This is a genomic window from Bartonella sp. AA74HLJMH (genome assembly GCF_042197045.1).
In the GTDB taxonomy this organism is placed as follows: Bacteria; Pseudomonadota; Alphaproteobacteria; order Rhizobiales; family Rhizobiaceae; genus Bartonella.
Map to the genome: position 1 here is coordinate 1 of NZ_JBHIRJ010000005.1, position 17,433 is coordinate 17,433.

General features: G+C 37.5%; 18 protein-coding genes. 16 read left to right on the plus strand and 2 right to left on the minus strand.

The features are described from left to right. The 16 genes from ACFINH_RS04555 to ACFINH_RS04630 all read left to right on the plus strand — a co-directional run. On the plus strand, positions 1 to 276 hold a 276-nt coding region (locus ACFINH_RS04555), incomplete at its 5' end, for a YadA-like family protein (RefSeq protein ID WP_375606732.1). Beyond that, positions 273 to 875 carry an invasion associated locus B family protein gene (locus ACFINH_RS04560; protein WP_375632260.1) on the plus strand — a complete coding sequence of 201 codons (603 nt, stop codon included), beginning with the start codon at positions 273 to 275 and terminating at the stop codon, positions 873 to 875. The genes ACFINH_RS04555 and ACFINH_RS04560, both read left to right, overlap by 4 nt. Before the next feature lie 903 nt (positions 876 to 1,778). Then, complete coding sequence (locus ACFINH_RS04565; RefSeq protein WP_375632261.1) at positions 1,779 to 3,089, plus strand: Ppx/GppA phosphatase family protein; 1,311 nt, start codon at positions 1,779 to 1,781, stop codon at positions 3,087 to 3,089. A 29-nt stretch (positions 3,090 to 3,118) separates the two neighbouring features. Further along, complete coding sequence (locus tag ACFINH_RS04570; protein WP_375611866.1) at positions 3,119 to 3,847, plus strand: RlmE family RNA methyltransferase; 729 nt, start codon at positions 3,119 to 3,121, stop codon at positions 3,845 to 3,847. Between the two features lie 193 nt (positions 3,848 to 4,040). Then, positions 4,041 to 5,066 (plus strand): GTPase ObgE, encoded by a 1,026-nt coding sequence (gene obgE, locus ACFINH_RS04575; protein WP_375632262.1) that lies wholly within the window; start codon positions 4,041 to 4,043, stop codon positions 5,064 to 5,066. A gap of 1 nt (position 5,067) precedes the next feature. After that, positions 5,068 to 6,207, plus strand: coding sequence for a glutamate 5-kinase (proB, locus tag ACFINH_RS04580; protein WP_375632312.1), 1,140 nt, complete (start codon positions 5,068 to 5,070; stop codon positions 6,205 to 6,207). A 45-nt stretch (positions 6,208 to 6,252) separates the two neighbouring features. Then, the gene (locus tag ACFINH_RS04585; protein ID WP_375632263.1) at positions 6,253 to 7,509 is read left to right on the plus strand and encodes a glutamate-5-semialdehyde dehydrogenase; all 1,257 of its coding nucleotides are present in this window, start codon (positions 6,253 to 6,255) and stop codon (positions 7,507 to 7,509) included. A 29-nt stretch (positions 7,510 to 7,538) separates the two neighbouring features. Continuing rightward, entirely contained in the window at positions 7,539 to 8,132 is a 594-nt protein-coding gene (locus tag ACFINH_RS04590; protein WP_375632264.1) for a nicotinate-nucleotide adenylyltransferase, read from the plus strand. A gap of 111 nt (positions 8,133 to 8,243) precedes the next feature. Beyond that, the gene (gene rsfS / locus ACFINH_RS04595; RefSeq protein WP_375610572.1) at positions 8,244 to 8,630 is read left to right on the plus strand and encodes a ribosome silencing factor; all 387 of its coding nucleotides are present in this window, start codon (positions 8,244 to 8,246) and stop codon (positions 8,628 to 8,630) included. Position 8,631: 1 nt separating this feature from the next. Beyond that, positions 8,632 to 9,114, plus strand: a complete 483-nt coding sequence (gene rlmH, locus ACFINH_RS04600) for a 23S rRNA (pseudouridine(1915)-N(3))-methyltransferase RlmH (protein ID WP_375632265.1) — start codon at positions 8,632 to 8,634, stop codon at positions 9,112 to 9,114. Between the two features lie 133 nt (positions 9,115 to 9,247). After that, complete coding sequence (locus tag ACFINH_RS04605; RefSeq protein ID WP_375613336.1) at positions 9,248 to 10,492, plus strand: murein hydrolase activator EnvC family protein; 1,245 nt, start codon at positions 9,248 to 9,250, stop codon at positions 10,490 to 10,492. Then, complete coding sequence (locus tag ACFINH_RS04610) at positions 10,482 to 11,792, plus strand: S41 family peptidase (RefSeq protein ID WP_273790634.1); 1,311 nt, start codon at positions 10,482 to 10,484, stop codon at positions 11,790 to 11,792. The genes ACFINH_RS04605 and ACFINH_RS04610 overlap by 11 nt, the downstream gene beginning before the upstream one ends. A gap of 39 nt (positions 11,793 to 11,831) precedes the next feature. After that, positions 11,832 to 12,359 (plus strand): RNA pyrophosphohydrolase, encoded by a 528-nt coding sequence (locus tag ACFINH_RS04615; RefSeq protein ID WP_375611860.1) that lies wholly within the window; start codon positions 11,832 to 11,834, stop codon positions 12,357 to 12,359. A 99-nt stretch (positions 12,360 to 12,458) separates the two neighbouring features. After that, positions 12,459 to 13,019, plus strand: a complete 561-nt coding sequence (locus tag ACFINH_RS04620) for an invasion associated locus B family protein (protein WP_273790632.1) — start codon at positions 12,459 to 12,461, stop codon at positions 13,017 to 13,019. A 326-nt stretch (positions 13,020 to 13,345) separates the two neighbouring features. Beyond that, on the plus strand, positions 13,346 to 13,639 hold the full coding sequence (locus tag ACFINH_RS04625) for a YggT family protein (RefSeq protein WP_375611859.1): 294 nt from the start codon (positions 13,346 to 13,348) through the stop codon (positions 13,637 to 13,639). Between the two features lie 22 nt (positions 13,640 to 13,661). After that, the gene (locus ACFINH_RS04630; RefSeq protein WP_375632266.1) at positions 13,662 to 13,976 is read left to right on the plus strand and encodes a DUF167 domain-containing protein; all 315 of its coding nucleotides are present in this window, start codon (positions 13,662 to 13,664) and stop codon (positions 13,974 to 13,976) included. Between the two features lie 51 nt (positions 13,977 to 14,027). Here ACFINH_RS04630 and ppa read toward each other — a convergent pair whose 3' ends face one another. After that, positions 14,028 to 14,558: an inorganic diphosphatase gene (gene ppa / locus ACFINH_RS04635; RefSeq protein WP_375632267.1), complete on the minus strand. Its 531-nt coding sequence runs from the start codon at positions 14,556 to 14,558 to the stop codon at positions 14,028 to 14,030. 79 nt (positions 14,559 to 14,637) lie between these two features. Further along, positions 14,638 to 16,464, minus strand: coding sequence for a translational GTPase TypA (gene typA, locus ACFINH_RS04640; RefSeq protein WP_375632268.1), 1,827 nt, complete (start codon positions 16,462 to 16,464; stop codon positions 14,638 to 14,640). Positions 16,465 to 17,433 lie beyond the last annotated feature (969 nt).

Sequence of the window (17,433 nt, forward strand, 5' to 3'; positions counted from 1 at the left end):
ATGAAGTTTGAGACATTGAATTATGCTATTCAGGATGTTCGGAAAGAAGCAAGACAAGCTGCTGCTATTGGTCTAGCGGTGTCCAACTTACGTTACTATGATATACCAGGATCTTTAAGTGTTTCATTTGGGAGTGGTTTATGGCGCAGTCAATCTGCACTTGCTATTGGTGCTGGTTATACATCTGAAGATGGAAATATTCGCTCGAATGTATCTGTGACAAGTGCTGGAGGTCATTGGGGAATAGGCGCTGGAATTACTCTGAGGTTGAGATGATAATAGAAAAAATGGCTGTTATTGTAAAAACGAGAAGTATGTTAGTAAAGGTTCTGTTTGCTCTTGCCTTAATAGGCAAGAGCGAAAGCTTTGCCAACGAGAACAATAATATTTATACAGTGCATCCACCGCACTTATCGATACCTAAGGGAGAACCTGGCGAAACACGTCGAATTATTATGCAGTTTTATGATTGGACTTTGATTTGTGACGAAAAACAAAAGCTTAAACATAAGCAAGGTATATGTAATGTGACACAGACGGTTCATGATCAAGAAGGAAATACCATTTTTAGTTGGTCTCTTGTTTCTACGACAAGTGGTCAAGCAGTGATGCTTTTTCGAACATTGCCAAATTCTGATATAAATGTTCCGATTCAAATGTTTGTAAAAGGTGTTAAAAAACCTGTTCTTATTAATTATACGCAATGTAATGAAACGGTTTGTTTGGCACAATCACCTGTAGGGCCAGTTTTGACTAAACAAATAGAGCAGAACAATAAGGTACGTATTTCCTATAAAACTAAAGAAGGTAAGGTATTTTCTTTTACTGTACCATTTAAAGGGTTAAATGCAGCACTTAATTCTTTCCGTCCTTAGAATCCATCGAGTATTTTTAACAAGAGTCATTTTTCCATAAATTGTTGTATTATATTTTTGAGTGTAAATTATAAGGTCAAATAAGTAAGAAGTTTTATATAATATGATATCGAGGTGATTTATTGGAAAGAGTGAGAGTTTTATGAATATAAAGTCACAGTAAGTTCTTTATATGTAATAGAAAATCAAGTTAGTGTTTCCCGTAATGCTTAAAGAATGATTTCGTTAGTTATTAAAAGTAAAAAAGATTAGAAATACTCGATTTATTCCTTACAATAATGAGTAGACTAAATTCTTTTTTTAAGCTTAAAATGGATTTTTAAAGCGGTCTGATTAAGAATTAATATTTTTCAGATAAATTTATAATTCTAGAGTTTTTTTGAACGATAGTTTTTATTGGTATTCACGAAATAACAGCTATTGTAATTGCATTTTGTAGTACTACGGAACTTTTATTCCAGCATAATCAAAGCCATTTCATTGCATATAACAAACAAGGTTTGTGTGTGGATAACAAAAAAAATTTTTTTCTTATAAACCGTACTAATGTATAGGTTGCTGTAATCTTAAGAGTCAGCAAATAGTATGATAGTGTAGGTTTGTTACAATAGAGGTGTGCTCCGTGTGAATGGTATCAAGAAAAGAGCATAATTTATAAAAATTGATGTGAACGTAAACGATTAATTTATAGTTTTAAGTTCATAAAGAGATGCATGATTTCACGGAAACAACCGAAAGATTATACAAAAATCTGAATGATGTTAGTGTAGAAAATTTTAATGATAGAAAAAGAAAGAATGATTTCTTGTATATATCATTTGATGCTGCATTATTGCTTTATTTAGGAATGAGCAGAAGAGTTTTCGCGTTTATTTATTGGGGGACGCTCAAGGGATAAGGGACATGACCCCGTTAAATTATGGTTCAAAAGAGTTAAAGCAAGGAGAAATATACGATACCAAAGCAGATCAATTGTATGATCAGTGCGGTAGTAATACAAATAATCTTTCTGCATTGTCACGAACAGAGGCATACTCTGTCCTTGTTGATATAAAGAGACAACAGAGAAAAAAACATTATGAACAGAAACAGGTTTTTGTTCAATCTGAGGCAGCTTTTGAGTTTCATAATCAGATAATGATAGGTGCTCAAAAAACAAAAAAACTCAAAGCACCTTTTCTTCGACGGTTCCATTCAGTAAAATCTCCACCTCTTTATGCGGCACTTGATCTCGGAACAAATAATTGTCGTCTTCTTATCGCATCTCCCAGTAAACCTGGATATTTTCGTGTTGTTGATGCTTTTTCTCGTATTGTACGATTGGGAGAAGGTTTAATAAATAACGGTTTTCTTAATACACAAGCTATGGATCGTGCGATTGAAGCATTAAAGATTTGTCATTTAAAGCTAAAACAAAGGCATATTAAGCGTTATCGCTTGATTGCAACGGAAGCTTGTCGTTCTGCAGAAAATGGTAGACATTTTATTCAGCGTGTTTTGGAGGAGACAGGTCTTGAATTGGAAATTGTTGATCGGCAAACAGAAGCGCGTTTTGCTGTTACAGGGTGTAGTACACTTGTTGAACCAAATACTGACGCAATTGTGCTTTTTGATATTGGAGGAGGATCATCAGAAATTGTGCTACTTGATGTTTCTCAAAAGCGTTCTTTTCGTTTAGCTCGACAAATTATCGCTTGGACTTCTCTTCCTGTTGGTGTTGTTACGCTTGCTGAACGTTTTGGAGGGAATGATATTAGCTTAGACGATTTTGAAAAAATGAAAAGTTATGTGCGAGGGTTATTAAATAATTTTTCAGATCGTCATAAATTAGGAGAGTTAGCACAAGGTTCAAAGTTTCATCTTTTGGGAACCTCCGGTACGGTTACGACTTTAGCAGGAATGTATCTTAATTTAGAGCGTTATGATAGGAAAAAAGTGGATGGCATTTGGATGAATGATGCGGACATTACACTTATGACACAACGCCTATTATCATGGGATATAGAAAAACGTGTCATAAGCCCTTTTATTGGACGCGAGAGAGCAGATTTAGTTTTAGCTGGTTGTGCAATTTTAGATGTTATTCGGGAAGTTTGGCCAAGTCAGCGTTTAAGAGTTGCTGATCGTGGATTAAGGGAAGGAATTTTGATAGAGCTAATGTTACGCGATGGAGTATGGTGTCGTCATAGAAAGAGCAGAGATTTCAAGCGTTAGAGAATTAAATATGGAGACAATGAATAACGATGAAAAAAACAACAAAAACACCAAGAGGTGGCTATGGAGGTTCAGGGTCACATGAATTATATCAGCGCGTAAAAAAGAAAGCAGGAACCATTAAAGCTTCATCACGACGATGGTTAGAGAGGCATCTGAATGATCCTTATGTCCATCAATCAAAAGTAGATGGTTATCGTTCGCGTGCGGCTTATAAACTCATTGAAATTAATGAGCGCTATAGGTTTTTGAAAAAAGGTCAAAAGGTTATTGATCTAGGAGCAGCACCTGGGGGCTGGTGTCAGGTGGTTGAGCGTATAGTAGGGTCAAGTGATGAGGATCCTAGCGTTGTTGGTATTGATTATTTACATGTTGATCCATTACCTAGAGTTGCCATGTTGGAAATGGATTTTTTGCATACAGATGCACCGCAGAAATTAATTGAAACTTTAGGGACAAAACCGGATGTGGTTCTTTCTGATATGGCAGCGCCAACAACAGGTCATCGTCAGACGGATCATTTAAGAACGATTTATTTATGTGAAGTTGCGGCTGATTTTGCTCTTTCGGTTCTCAAGCCTGGGGGATATTTTTTAGCAAAGGCTTTTCAAGGGGGAGCAGAAAACACTCTTCTTGCAAGATTAAAACAGCATTTTAAAAAAGTCTACCATGTTAAACCACCCGCAAGCCGATCAGAATCAGTAGAGCTTTATCTTCTAGCACTTGAATTTAAGGGAAAAACAAAAGTACAAGAATAGCACCTTCTTTTAAGAAGACTTAATTTTACTTAACCTATTTAAATTTTACTTAACCTATTTAGATGTGATGATTTTTTTCTCAAAGAGTTATCGGCGATAGTGACAGTTTTTCTGTTATCAATGATGAAAAACTGGTAAAATTAATGTATTGCCTATAGAGGTAAAGAGATTGATTCCTCAGTGAGTGTTTCCAATGAAATTTCTTGATCAAGCTAAAGTTTATATTCGTTCTGGTAATGGAGGTTCTGGAGCAGTATCATTTCGTCGTGAAAAATTCATAGAATTTGGGGGACCTGATGGGGGGAATGGAGGACGGGGTGGTGATGTCTGGGCTCTTGTTGTTGATGGGCTTAACACGCTGATTGATTATCGCTACCAACAGCATTTTAAAGCAAAAACAGGGGGGCATGGCAAGGGGCGTAATATGACGGGTGAGAAGGGTGATGATGTCATCCTTAAAGTTCCGGTTGGGACTCAAATTTTTGAAGAAGATAATGCAACGTTAATATGTGATTTAACGGAAGTGGGACAGCGCTATCGCCTTGCAAAAGGAGGGAATGGCGGTTTTGGCAATCTTCACTTTACAACATCGACAAATCGGGCACCGCGTCGTGCAAATCCAGGTTTGTCTGGAGAAGAGCGTGCAATATGGCTTCGTTTGAAGTTAATTGCTGATGCGGGACTTGTTGGTTTACCCAATGCCGGAAAATCAACTTTTTTAGCTTCTGTAACGGCGGCAAAGCCAAAAGTTGCAGATTATCCTTTTACCACTCTACATCCTCATCTTGGTGTTGTACGAATTGATGGTCGTGAATTTGTTTTGGCTGATATTCCGGGATTGATTGAAGGAGCGCATGAAGGTGTAGGAATTGGAGACCGTTTTTTAGGACATGTGGAACGTTGTCGTGTGCTCCTTCATTTGATTTCTGCTCAAGAAGAAGATGTAGCAAAAGCGTATCAAATTGTGCGTCATGAACTTGAGGCATATGGAAATAATCTAAGTGATAAGACTGAAATTGTAGCTTTAAGCCAGATAGATACTCTCGCTCATGAAGAGCGTGAAGCTAAACGGGAAGCTTTGCAAAGAGCAGCGGATCAACCAGTTATGATGTTTTCTGCGGTTAGCCGCGAAGGTTTAGAAAATGTGCTGCGTGCTGGTGCACATATTATTGAAATATCACGCAAAGAGGAGAACGGTGGGGATAGCAGGATTGATTGAGATGGCTGTTGGATCGCAAAAACTTACACACTATAAACGTATTGTGGTCAAGATTGGATCTGCCCTTTTGGTTGATCCTCAGGCAGGTTTACGGGTTGAGTGGCTTAAAAGCTTGATCAATGATGTTGTTGAATTGCACAAAGGAGGCGTAGAGATATTATTGGTGTCTTCAGGTGCTATTGCTTTAGGAAGGACATTGCTACAGCTTCCTAAGGGGGCTTTGAAATTGGAAGAAAGCCAGGCATGTGCTGCTTTGGGGCAAATTGAGTTAGCAAAAACCTATGGTGATGCGCTTGCTCAACATGGGCTCAAAACAGGCCAAATTTTGCTCACTTTATTTGATACGGAGGAGCGAAGGCGTTATCTCAATGCACGTGCAACGATTGAGACGCTTTTATATTTGGGAGCTGTGCCTGTTATTAATGAGAATGATACTGTTGCAACAACTGAAATTCGTTATGGTGATAATGATCGTTTAGCTGCACGTGTGGCAACAATGGTGAGGGCAGATCTTTTAATACTTTTATCCGATATTGATGGTCTTTATACAAAGTCTCCCCATAGTGATCCTACGGCTGAATTTATACCTTTTGTTGCATCCATTACGCATGATATCGAAAAAATGGCAGATGTTGCTGCTTCAGAGTTTTCACGGGGAGGAATGAAGACTAAGCTTGAAGCCGGAAAAATAGCTAATGCTGCTGGAACGGCGATGATTATCACCTCAGGCAAGCGTATGAATCCCCTTGCTGCAATTGACAAAGGTGAACGCAAGAGTTTTTTTGCGGCAAGTAAGAAATCTGTCAATGCTTGGAAAACATGGATTTCTGGTCATTTAGATCCATCTGGTGTTTTGACGATTGATCAAGGAGCCATTAGGGCCCTTGAATCAGGAAAATCATTATTAGCTGCAGGGGTTATTGCCGTTGAGGGAAATTTCCAACGTGGGGATACTGTTGCAATTGTTGATACAAATGGGGTTGAGATTGCGCGTGGACTTGTAAGCTATGACAAAGATGAGGCTGTACGCATTATAGGACATAAAAGTGAAGAAATCGAAGCTATTCTTGGGTATGAGGCGCGCTCTGCTATGGTGCATCGTAATGATATGATTGTACGTTGCTTGACCAATACTGTTTAAAAAAGTTACTTTTGTTTTTATTGTTTTGGCAGAGTGGATGTTACGATGACTTTAGAAGAACAAATGAAAGATATGGGACAAAAAGCACGCTATGCCGCTGCAGCGTTAGCTGTTGCTTCTTCTGAGCAAAAGAACAATGCATTAGAAATGATCGCTTTAAGTCTAGAGGCTCAGTCAGATGAAATTTTACGGGCGAATTGTCAAGATTTAGAGAATGCTGCTCAGAATAATTTGAAAGCTGCAATGATTGATCGGCTAAAATTAGATGATTTGCGTTTACGTGCAATGATAGACAGTGTTCGCCAAGTTGCTCGTTTATCTGATCCTGTTGGACAAGTGATGGATGAATGGACGCGTCCAAATGGGCTTCATATAAGTCGTGTACGAACACCTCTTGGTGTGGTTGGCATTATTTATGAAAGTCGTCCCAATGTTACAGTTGATGCGAGTTCTTTGTGCTTAAAAGCTGGCAATGCTGCGATTTTGCGCGGTGGTTCGGATAGCTTTCATTCTTCTCATGCTCTTCATTTAGCTTTGGTACAAGGTTTAGAACGCTCTGGTTTACCCAAAGATGCTATCCAAATGGTTGGAACGACAGATCGTGCTGCCGTTGGGGAAATGCTCAAAGGATTGGATGGAGCGATTGATGTGATCGTACCACGTGGTGGAAAGAGCCTTGTTGCCCGCGTTCAGTCTGATGTACGTGTTCCAATTTTTGCTCATTTGGAGGGACTTTGTCATATTTATATTGATAAATCGGCAGATTTAGATATGGCACGCAATATTGTTTTAAATGCAAAGTTGCGGCGGACAGGGATATGCGGTGCTGTTGAGACAGTTCTCATTGACGGCCAAGCATTAAAAAAATTTCTTCCTGTTTTAACTGCTTTACAGGAAAAGGGGTGTGAAATTCGTGCCACAGAAGATATTGTTTTTCTTATGCCAGATGTCAAATTAGCTTCTGAAGGAGATTGGTCGCATGAATATCTTGATGCTATTCTTTCTGTTAAAACGGTTGAGGGTGTTGAGGGAGCCATTTCTCATATCAAGCGTTATTCATCAGGACATACGGAATCGATTATTGCTGAGGATTTGGAAGTGGTGAAGAATTTTTTTAATCATTTAGATTCAGCTATTTTATTACACAATGCATCTACACAATTTGCTGATGGAGGTGAATTTGGTTTTGGAATGGAAATTGGTATCGCAACAGGAAAAATGCATGCACGTGGTCCCATAGGTGTTGAACAGCTAACATCATTTCAATATCACGTTAAAGGAAATGGTCAGGTTAGAGCTTGAGAACACCATTTTTTCCATGGAAAAATTGTATGCCACATGTTGAAAGATCTAATGTTGTGGGTCTTTTTGGTGGTTCCTTTAATCCACCGCATGCGGGGCATCTTCTTGTTGCAAAAATTGCCATTCGGCGTTTGCATCTTGATCAGTTATGGTGGATGATCACTCCAGGAAATCCTTTGAAGGATTGTACACAGTTGCTCTCTTTAGAGGAGAGAATGCGATTAAGTTTTAAACTTATTGACCATCCAAAAATTCGCTTAACAGGTTTTGAACAGGCTATAGGGAGCAAAGTATCAGTAGATACGATTTTTCATATTCTTACCCATTACAGTGACGTAAATTTTGTATGGATTATGGGGGCAGATAGTTTTGCGACGATACATCATTGGTATCGATGGCATGATATCGTCTCTATGCTTCCTATTGCGATTATTGATCGTCCTTTAGGCAATCGGTCAGCACTTTCCTCTCCTATGGCACATATTTATCGCCGTTTTCGTTTGGATGAGAGAAAAAGTAAGCGATTACCTTTTATCAAGCCACCAGTTTGGACTTATTTGCATGGACCTTTATCTTTTCAATCTTCAACAAACCTTCGTTTGAAGAAGAATGATTTTTCTTGAACATTTCATAAGATTCTGCTTCTCTTTAGAGAAGTCTCTTTTTTAGATTCCACAACGATAAGAAAGGATATTGATCTGAAAAACGTTGCACACAAACACTCTTACGATATTATGCCTTCAAAAGAAAAAAAAGTTTTTTCTGTTAGTGAGAGTCTTGAAGTTATTCTCAAGAGTTTAGAAGATACAAAAGCAGAAGATATTGTTGCTATTGATATTCGAGGGAAGTCATCTTTGGCTGATTATATGGTCATAGCTTCAGCAAATTCGCAGCGTCATGTATCGTCTGTTGCTGATCATTTATTACATACTTGGAAAGATAGTGGGCAGGGGCTTGCGCGTGTAGAAGGGCTTGCTGGAGGTGACTGGGTATTGATTGATACAGGTGATATTATCATTCATCTTTTTCGTCCAGAAATTCGTCTTTTTTATAATTTAGAAAAAATATGGATGACGCCGGATTTAAACGATACGGCTTTGCTTCTCTTCGGAGATCATTAAAATGCAAATTTCTATTTTTGCGGTTGGTCGTATGAAAAGTGGGGCGGAGCAAAAATTAGTTCAGCATTATTTGGATCGTTTTTCTAAAATTTCTGGAGATATAGGCTTTCATTTAAAAAAGTTACAAGAGATACCAGAAAGTCGTGCTCAAACAGTTTATCAACGTATGGAGGAAGAGGGGAGAAAACTTATTGAATTTTTACCTGAAAAATGTCGATTAATTGTGTTAGATGAGCGTGGAGAATCGATTTCGTCAATTTCTTTTTCTGAAAAATTGAGGCGTTATCGTGATGAGGGCATTCGAGATGTCGTCATTGCTTTGGGAGGACCTGATGGGCATAATGAACAAATAAGGAAGCGTGCTGATTTTCTTTTATCTTTTGGTTTGATGACGTGGCCACATCAAATTGCACGTATTCTTCTTACAGAACAACTTTACCGCGCTGTAACAATTGAAAATAATCATCCGTATCATCGTTTTTAATATTTTTGTTCAATTTTTAGCACTTATTTATATGTTTATTAATATTGTTTTAGCTGACACCATTTAAAGCATCTCTAATGTATACGATGAGGTGTCATGGTTTTTGCAAATGAAAAAGCTTCTTCATAGAAAGATGCTATATTTATATGAGGAGTGCGTCATATTTGTCATTCTGCTCTTGAGTATATTTTTTTGCTTTTCTGTATCGCATGCGGAAGATACAATGAGGAGTACGGAAGTCCATAAAGAATTAGGAGAAATTCGCCAAAATATTTCACTTTCGCGTGAGCGTGTTGCTTTTCTTATGCATCAAGTTGAGCATTTAAAAAAAGATCAACGTGTTTTGAGTGATGCACTCATAAAGGCGGCTAAAGAAGAACGTATAGTAGCAGATGATATTGCTAAAAGGGAAGAAAAGCTTAAAAAAATGATAGAAAAGCGGGTACAAGTCTATCAAAGTTTAAAAAATCGTCGTGCTGAATTTGCGGAAGTTCTTGCAATTTTGGAGCGTATGGGATTGAATCCGCCTCCTGCTCTTATGATACAGCCAGAGGACGCGTTGGCTTCTATACGTAGTTCTGTTTTATTAGGTACCGTTATTCCTCAGATGCAAGAGAAAACACGAGATTTAACAGAAAAACTCAAGGAGTTGACCAATTTGAGTAATTCCATTACTACGGAATATAAGGCATTAAAGACAAAGCTGCAAAATCAAGCAGAGCAGCGAAAACGTCTAGAGCTTTTATTAGACCAAAAAAACAAACTACAAAAAAAATCAGAAAAAGAACTTACAGAACAGCAACAAAAAAATATTGCTCTTGCTAAAAAAGCGCAGTCTTTAGAAGAATTGATTTTAGAGCTCGACCGTCAGTCAAAACTTAGCTCTGATGCATCAGTACAGGTACGGAAAAGTTTGCAATTGTTAGAACAGTCCAATTTTGAAAGCCGAAAAGGTTCTTTACTTTTTCCTGTTTCAGGAAAAAGAATACATCACTCTAACAAAAGTTCGCAGATTACGCGCTTTGGTGAAACGATAGAAACAGAGTCAGGAGCTGTTGTTATATCACCTGTGGATGCTTTTGTTGCTTTTGCTGGGCCATTTCGTTCTTACGGACATTTAATCATTCTCAATGTTGGAAATGGTTATCATATCATTCTTACTGGAATGTCGAGAATTAATGTAAAACAGGGGCAGTTTGTTCTTTCAGGTGAGCCTCTGGGTATAATGGAAATGCAATTTATTTCAAATAGTGTTGCATTGGATATAGGAAAAACTTCTCCAATGCTTTACATTGAGTTTAGAAAGCAGGGAAAACCTGTAAATCCAACTCCTTGGTGGCAGACTGAAAAAATAAGAAGGAGCCAAAATGATTCGTAAAGTTATTCTTTTGGTCGCTGGGGTATTGCTCGGCGCCTGTTCAATGATTATGGTGCAGTCTGTTGCTGCGAATAATGAAGATAATGCATATAAAAAGCTAGCTATATTTGGCGATGTTTTTGAGCGTGTGCGTATGCAATACGTTACAGTTCCAGATGATAAAAAGCTTATTGAAAATGCTATCAATGGCATGCTCACATCACTGGACCCTCATTCATCTTATTTGAATGCTGAAGAAGCCAAGGATATGCGGGATTCTACGAAAGGAGAGTTCGGAGGTCTTGGTATTGAGGTCACTATGGAAAAAAACTTAATTAAAGTTGTTTCACCAATGGATGATACTCCCGCTTCAAAAGCAGGTATTCTAGCAGGAGACCTTATTTCAAAAATTGATGATGTACAAACGAATGGTCAAACATTGAATGAAGCTGTTAATAAGATGCGAGGTGCTCCTGGAACACCAATTACCTTAACAATTATTCGTTCTGGCGTTGATAAGCCATTTGAAGTGAAGATTGTTCGTGATATTATCAAAGTAAAAGCGGTGAAATATCGGGTTGAAGGTGATATTGGATATTTAAGAGTTATCCAGTTTTCTGAACAGACATTAAATAATCTTCTAGCGGCAATTAAAGATATCCAATCTAAAATTCCTGAAGATAAGCTAAAAGGTTATGTCCTTGATTTGCGGCTTAATCCGGGTGGGCTTTTAGATCAAGCTGTTAATGTTTCGAGTGCTTTTCTCAATAAAGGTGAAATTGTGTCGACTCGTGGGCGCAAAAAGAGTGATGTGACAAGATTTGATGCGAAGCCAGGGGATGTCATCAATGGAAAACCGCTCATTGTTCTTATTAATGGTGGTTCAGCAAGTGCTTCTGAAATTGTTGCGGGTGCATTGCAAGATCATCGTCGTGCAACAATTTTAGGGACGCAGTCTTTTGGTAAAGGATCTGTTCAAACAATTATTCCTTTGGGTGAAAATGGGGCTTTACGCTTAACAACAGCACTTTATTACACGCCATCAGGCACTTCTATTCAAGGAACAGGGATCACACCTGATATTATTGTAGAGCAACCACTCCCTGAAAAATATAAAGGTTATGATGTAAAAGTTGGTGAGTCTGCATTAAAAGGACATATCAAAGGAAAACGAGAGAGTAATAAAGGATCTGGTTCAGCTGCTTTTGTTCCCAAAGACCCTAAAGATGATATTCAATTGAATGAGGCTTATAAACTGTTACGAGGTGAAATGGCAAATGCAGCATTTCCACCAGATCCCAATAAGGATGTGTTAAAGTGAGAATTGATATCTATAGCTTGCGATTTTGAGGAATATTAAATGGATGCAGATATTAATTTGAAGATTCTTCCATATCGCAAATGTGTTGGGATTGTTGTCTTTAATCATGAGGGGAAAGTGTGGGTTGGGCGTCGTTTAATGATGCCCATTCATGCAGATGCAGATATTGACATATCTCATCGTTGGCAGCTTCCTCAAGGAGGGATTGATGAAGATGAAAAACCATTAGATGCGGCATATCGTGAACTTTATGAAGAAACGGGTATTCGATCTGTAAAGTTGATTAAAGAAGCACAAAATTGGTTCCATTATGATTTTCCACAAGAACTTATTGGGTGCACATTAACAAATAAATATCGTGGGCAAATACAAAAATGGTTTGCTTTCCAGTTTACAGGAAAGCTTTCTGAAATTGCGATTAATCCGCCACCAGATGGCAATAAAGCGGAATTCGATCAATGGAAATGGATTGATCTAGAAACCCTTCCGTTGATTGCTGTTTCTTTTAAAAAGCACGTTTATACGAAAGTTGTCAGCGAATTTCGAGGTAGCCTTAGACCATTATAAAAGCTATATGATTATGAGAAAGCTTTTTTTATTAAGATGCTTTATATTATAATAAATAATAAACATGTTTATCTTTTATGTAAAGAACAGGAATATAAAATGAAAAAGTTATTTAATTTACTTATAGTTTTTACTCTCTTGAGTATTTCATCTGTTGCATTTGCAACAAGTTCAAAGCCTCCTGCATCAAAAGATGCGGCAGCGACATTGCCAAATGGAGCTTCTTCTTTGACTGAAACTTACGGTTTGTGGACTATTAACTGTGGTATACAAGAAGGGAAAAGAATTTGTTTTATGCACCGTCAAGAAGTAAATGAGCAGGGGCGTGTTGTTGTGGCTATGGGCCTTACTCTCGATGCTGAGGGTGTTGTATCTGGTAATTTAACAGTTCCTTTTGGCATTTTGGTTTCTAAACCTGTTCGTTTACAAGTTGATGAGGGAAAAGCTGTTATCGAAACCGGTATCCGGACTTGTGTACCAGCAGGTTGTGTGGTTCCTGTCGTTTTTGACAAAAATCACGTAGCAGCTTTACGTTCTGGAAAACAGTTAAAGTTGGCGATGACAATTGCTGCTGCAGGTGAACCAGCTTTGAATGATTTATTTGTTCAGCTAGATGGTTTTAGCAGTGCTCTTAATCGTTTGACTGCTTTGCAGAAATAATTTTAAAACTAAAAGCGGCCTTTAAAAGGCCGTTTTTAGTTTGTTTGTTTTTTATAATTAATAATTAAAACGATGAGATTTAAGATTAATCCTATAAGGGATATTCAGATTTTTTGCCGTTTCTTCTATTTTATGTGCTATTTTTAATTTTGATATTTGTTTTCTAACTGCATCGTCATTAAATAGAGAGATGAAGAATTTAGATGTCTGGTTTTTATTCAAGAAAAAAGAGTATTGAAATATAAAACCATTTTTTGATACACAGACCTGCTTTAATGAAGGTTTTCTATACGCTCTTCTGTTTCCTTGATTGAAAGGGATGACGCATGATTTATGCATTGCTTCGAACGATTGATTTGATTTTTGAGATTTATATTGATATTTTAATCGCGAGTGTCATTTTTTCTTGGCTTTATGTCTTTAATATCATAAATTCGCGCAATCGCTTTGTTGTTTTGATAGGAAGCTTTCTATATCGTCTTACAAATCCCGTTCTAAGCCGTATCCGGCAAATTTTACCAAATTTTGGAACGATTGATATTTCACCTATTGTAGTGTTCATTATTATTTATTTTATTCGTACTTTTATGTGGCGCGTTTACGCAAACATGTATGTATAGAAATATTACTTGAGGCGAATACATGTTTTATCAAGTTGATGAAAATAACTTGATTTTGTTTGTATATCTCATTCCCAAATCATCTGTTGACAAAATAATAGGGGTTGAATGTAGGGATGGTGAAAAACAATATCTGGTTATACGCCTTCGTGCTGTTCCTGAAGATGGAAAAGCGAATAAAGCTCTCATTAAATTTCTTGCGAAGCAGTGGAGAATCCCATCTTCTTCTATTTCTCTGAAAAACGGTGCAATATCTCGCTACAAACAACTTTACTTTTCAACACATTTAGAAGAGCTAAAGCAGATATGGCAATCCTTTAGAGATTACATCTCGTAGAAAAAATAAATAACAAAGCCTATTTTTTATAGGCTTTATTTTATTAAATCGTTATATTTTGTTATTGCGCTCAACAGCTTGCTTAATTAATTCATGAGCAAAGTTTTTATCACGCCATCCTTCAATTTTAGCCCATTTTCCAGGTTCCAGATCTTTGTAATGCTTGAAGAAATGTTCAATTTGTTTGAGTGTAATCTCGGGCAGGTCTGTATAGTCATGAATATTGATATAGCGTTTTGTTAATTTTGTAGTGGGAATGGCAATAATTTTTTCATCTTTACCACCATCATCTTCCATCATTAGAGCTCCGATGGGGCGAACATTGATAACACAACCAGGCATAAGTGGACGGGTATTACAGATAAGGACATCAATAGGATCACCATCATCTGAAAGCGTATGAGGGACAAAACCGTAATTTCCAGGATAAACCATTGATGTATGAAGAAAACGGTCAACAAATAATGCACCAGACTTTTTATCCATCTCATATTTTACTGGCTGCCCACCAAGGGAGACTTCCACAATAACGTTAATATCTTCTGGTGGATTTTTGCCTACGGGTATTTCCTTAATATTCATAGAGACATCCTTTCTGGAATATAGTGAGGCTCAATACAATTAAATATTTTATAAATATTTTACCAAAGAGATTATGAAATTAACTTGAAATTGATGCACGTGTTTTTTCAAAACGTTTACGTTCATTAGGATCAAGATAGAGTTTGCGGAGACGAATATTTTTAGGGGTTACCTCCACAAGCTCATCATCTTGTATCCACGATAAGGCGCGTTCTAATGTCATTTTAATTGGAGGCGTTAGCTTTACGGCCTCATCTTTTCCGGAAGCGCGCATATTGGTGAGTTTTTTCCCTTTTAACACATTAACTTCTAAGTCATTATCTCGTGAGTGGATGCCAATAATCATACCTTGATAGACTTTAACACCCGCATCGATGATCATAGGTCCACGATCTTCAAGATTAAAAAGAGCATAAGCGACAGATTCACCGTTATCATTTGAAATCATAACACCATTAACACGACCAGCAATGTCTCCTTTATAAGGTTCATAAGCATGGAAAAGGCGATTCATAATTGCTGTACCACGTGTGTCCGTTAAAAGTTCAGATTGATAACCAATGAGTCCTCGGGTTGGTGCATAAAAGACAAGGCGGACACGATTACCTCCAGAAGGACGTAATTCCACCATTTCGCCTTTACGTTCAGACATTTTTTGTACAACAGTACCGGAATATTCTTCATCAACATCGATAACAACTTCTTCGATTGGCTCAAGAGTTATTCCATTTTCATCTTTTTGCATAACAACACGTGGACGTGAAACACTAAGCTCAAATCCTTCACGGCGCATATTTTCAATAAGAACTGCAAGCTGTAATTCTCCTCGTCCTGAAACGTAGAAAGAATCTTTATCGGCTGATTCTTCAATTTTAAGAGCAACATTGCCTTCTGCTTCTTTTAACAATCGGTCACGAATGACACGACTAGTTACTTTATCGCCTTCAGTTCCAGCAAGGGGACTATCGTTGACGAGAAAACTCATAGTAACAGTAGGAGGATCAATTGGTTGGGCAGTAAGGGGTTCATTGACAGTAGGGTCACAGAAAGTATCAGCAACGGTACCTTTTTGTAGACCTGCAATCGCAACAATATCACCAGCACTTCCTTCTTCAATAGGTTGCCGTTCTAAGCCACGAAACGCTAAAATTTTTGAAATACGCCCAGTTTCTAAAAGTTTTCCATCTTGTCCAAGAACCTTGACATTTTGATTGGGTTTTAAAGAGCCAGAATGAATCCGTCCTGTAATAATTCGTCCCAAAAACGGATCCGCTTCAAGAATAGTTCCAATCATGCGAAACGGTCCTTCTGCTACACTAGGAGAAGGGACATGCTGCGTCACAAGATCAAATAAAGGACCTAAACCCTGATCTTTTGGTCCTTCAGGGGCTTCAGCCATCCATCCATCGCGTCCAGATCCATAAAGAATAGGAAAATCAAGCTGTTCATCGGTTGCATCAAGAGCAGCGAAAAGGTCAAAAACCTCATTGATGACTTCATCAACGCGTGCATCCGGTCGGTCAATTTTATTAATAGCAACAATAGGGCGCAATCCTACTTTCAATGCTTTGCCAACAACAAATTTTGTTTGTGGCATTGGTCCTTCAGCAGCATCAACAAGTACAATGGCTCCATCAACCATATTGAGGATGCGTTCAACTTCTCCACCAAAGTCGGCGTGTCCTGGTGTATCAACAATATTAATTCGAGTATCTTTCCAAACAACAGATGTCACTTTCGCTAGGATTGTAATTCCGCGTTCTTTCTCAATATCGTTTGAATCCATCATACGTTCGCTTGTACGCTGATTATCACGGAAGTTTCCTGATTGCTTGAGAAGCTCGTCTACAAGCGTTGTTTTCCCATGGTCAACGTGGGCAATGATGGCAATGTTACGCAATTGCATAAATTTTCTTCTTTTCGTTTAATGAAATTTCATTTGAGGCAAAGTCTTTACATTCTTTGCCTGACTATTAGAAAACCTTTTACATGTTTTTTTATAATTTTGGAAGATGGAGGCAATATTTTTATGGCAAAACTATTTATCCAAGTCTTTAAGGCTCTATTGAGCTTCAATTTCTGAAGCTTCGTAAAAGGATTTTTATAGTGCGTATGTTCTATTCTCGAGCTAAGAATTATTCAAAAAATCACCGTCAACTTGATTTCTATCAATATGACACAAGGAATTTATATGAGCTCTTGTAAGAGTAAGTATAAAGCTAGCTGTATTATTGTTGTTGTTTTGCAAAGAGATTGATAAAAATCCGGAATATCTCTCAATCCATAGCCAATTTATTGACAATTTTACAATATTTTTATTCTAAATAAAGCTTTTTCTTATTCTATAACTTGTCAATCAAAATCCAGATCTAATGCAACCGTGTATTTGAGGTAAATATTGAGATGATTAAGAATTTTATAAGAAGCTCTAGCTTTTGTATGCCAGATTGGGCAAGAGTTATATCTGTTTGATTTATTTATGAACTCGGCATACAGTCTTATTTAGAAAGAATATGAAGGCATCCAAAGAAAATTCCCATCTTTGCTGTTAATCCAATTTATAATTTCAAAAGCATCTAAAGTAATATCTTTTAAACCATGGAGATAGTGCATTGCCTTACTTTTGTTAATTGCACTCTCTAATAGGAGTATGCTTTTCATGCCAAACAGAACACTTTAAACAGCATATACTTTTTGTTGCATATTCATGTACTTAAGAGAGATTGCTTAACGTACCTACATCCATTCCATGATAGGGCTCATAAATGATATAATATACGCGAATAGTATACTATTAACGCCTTTGTGAAGAAATATAAAGCCTGTTGAGTATCATCATTATTATTATTTCTCAGCTGTCAATATTGCGCCAGTT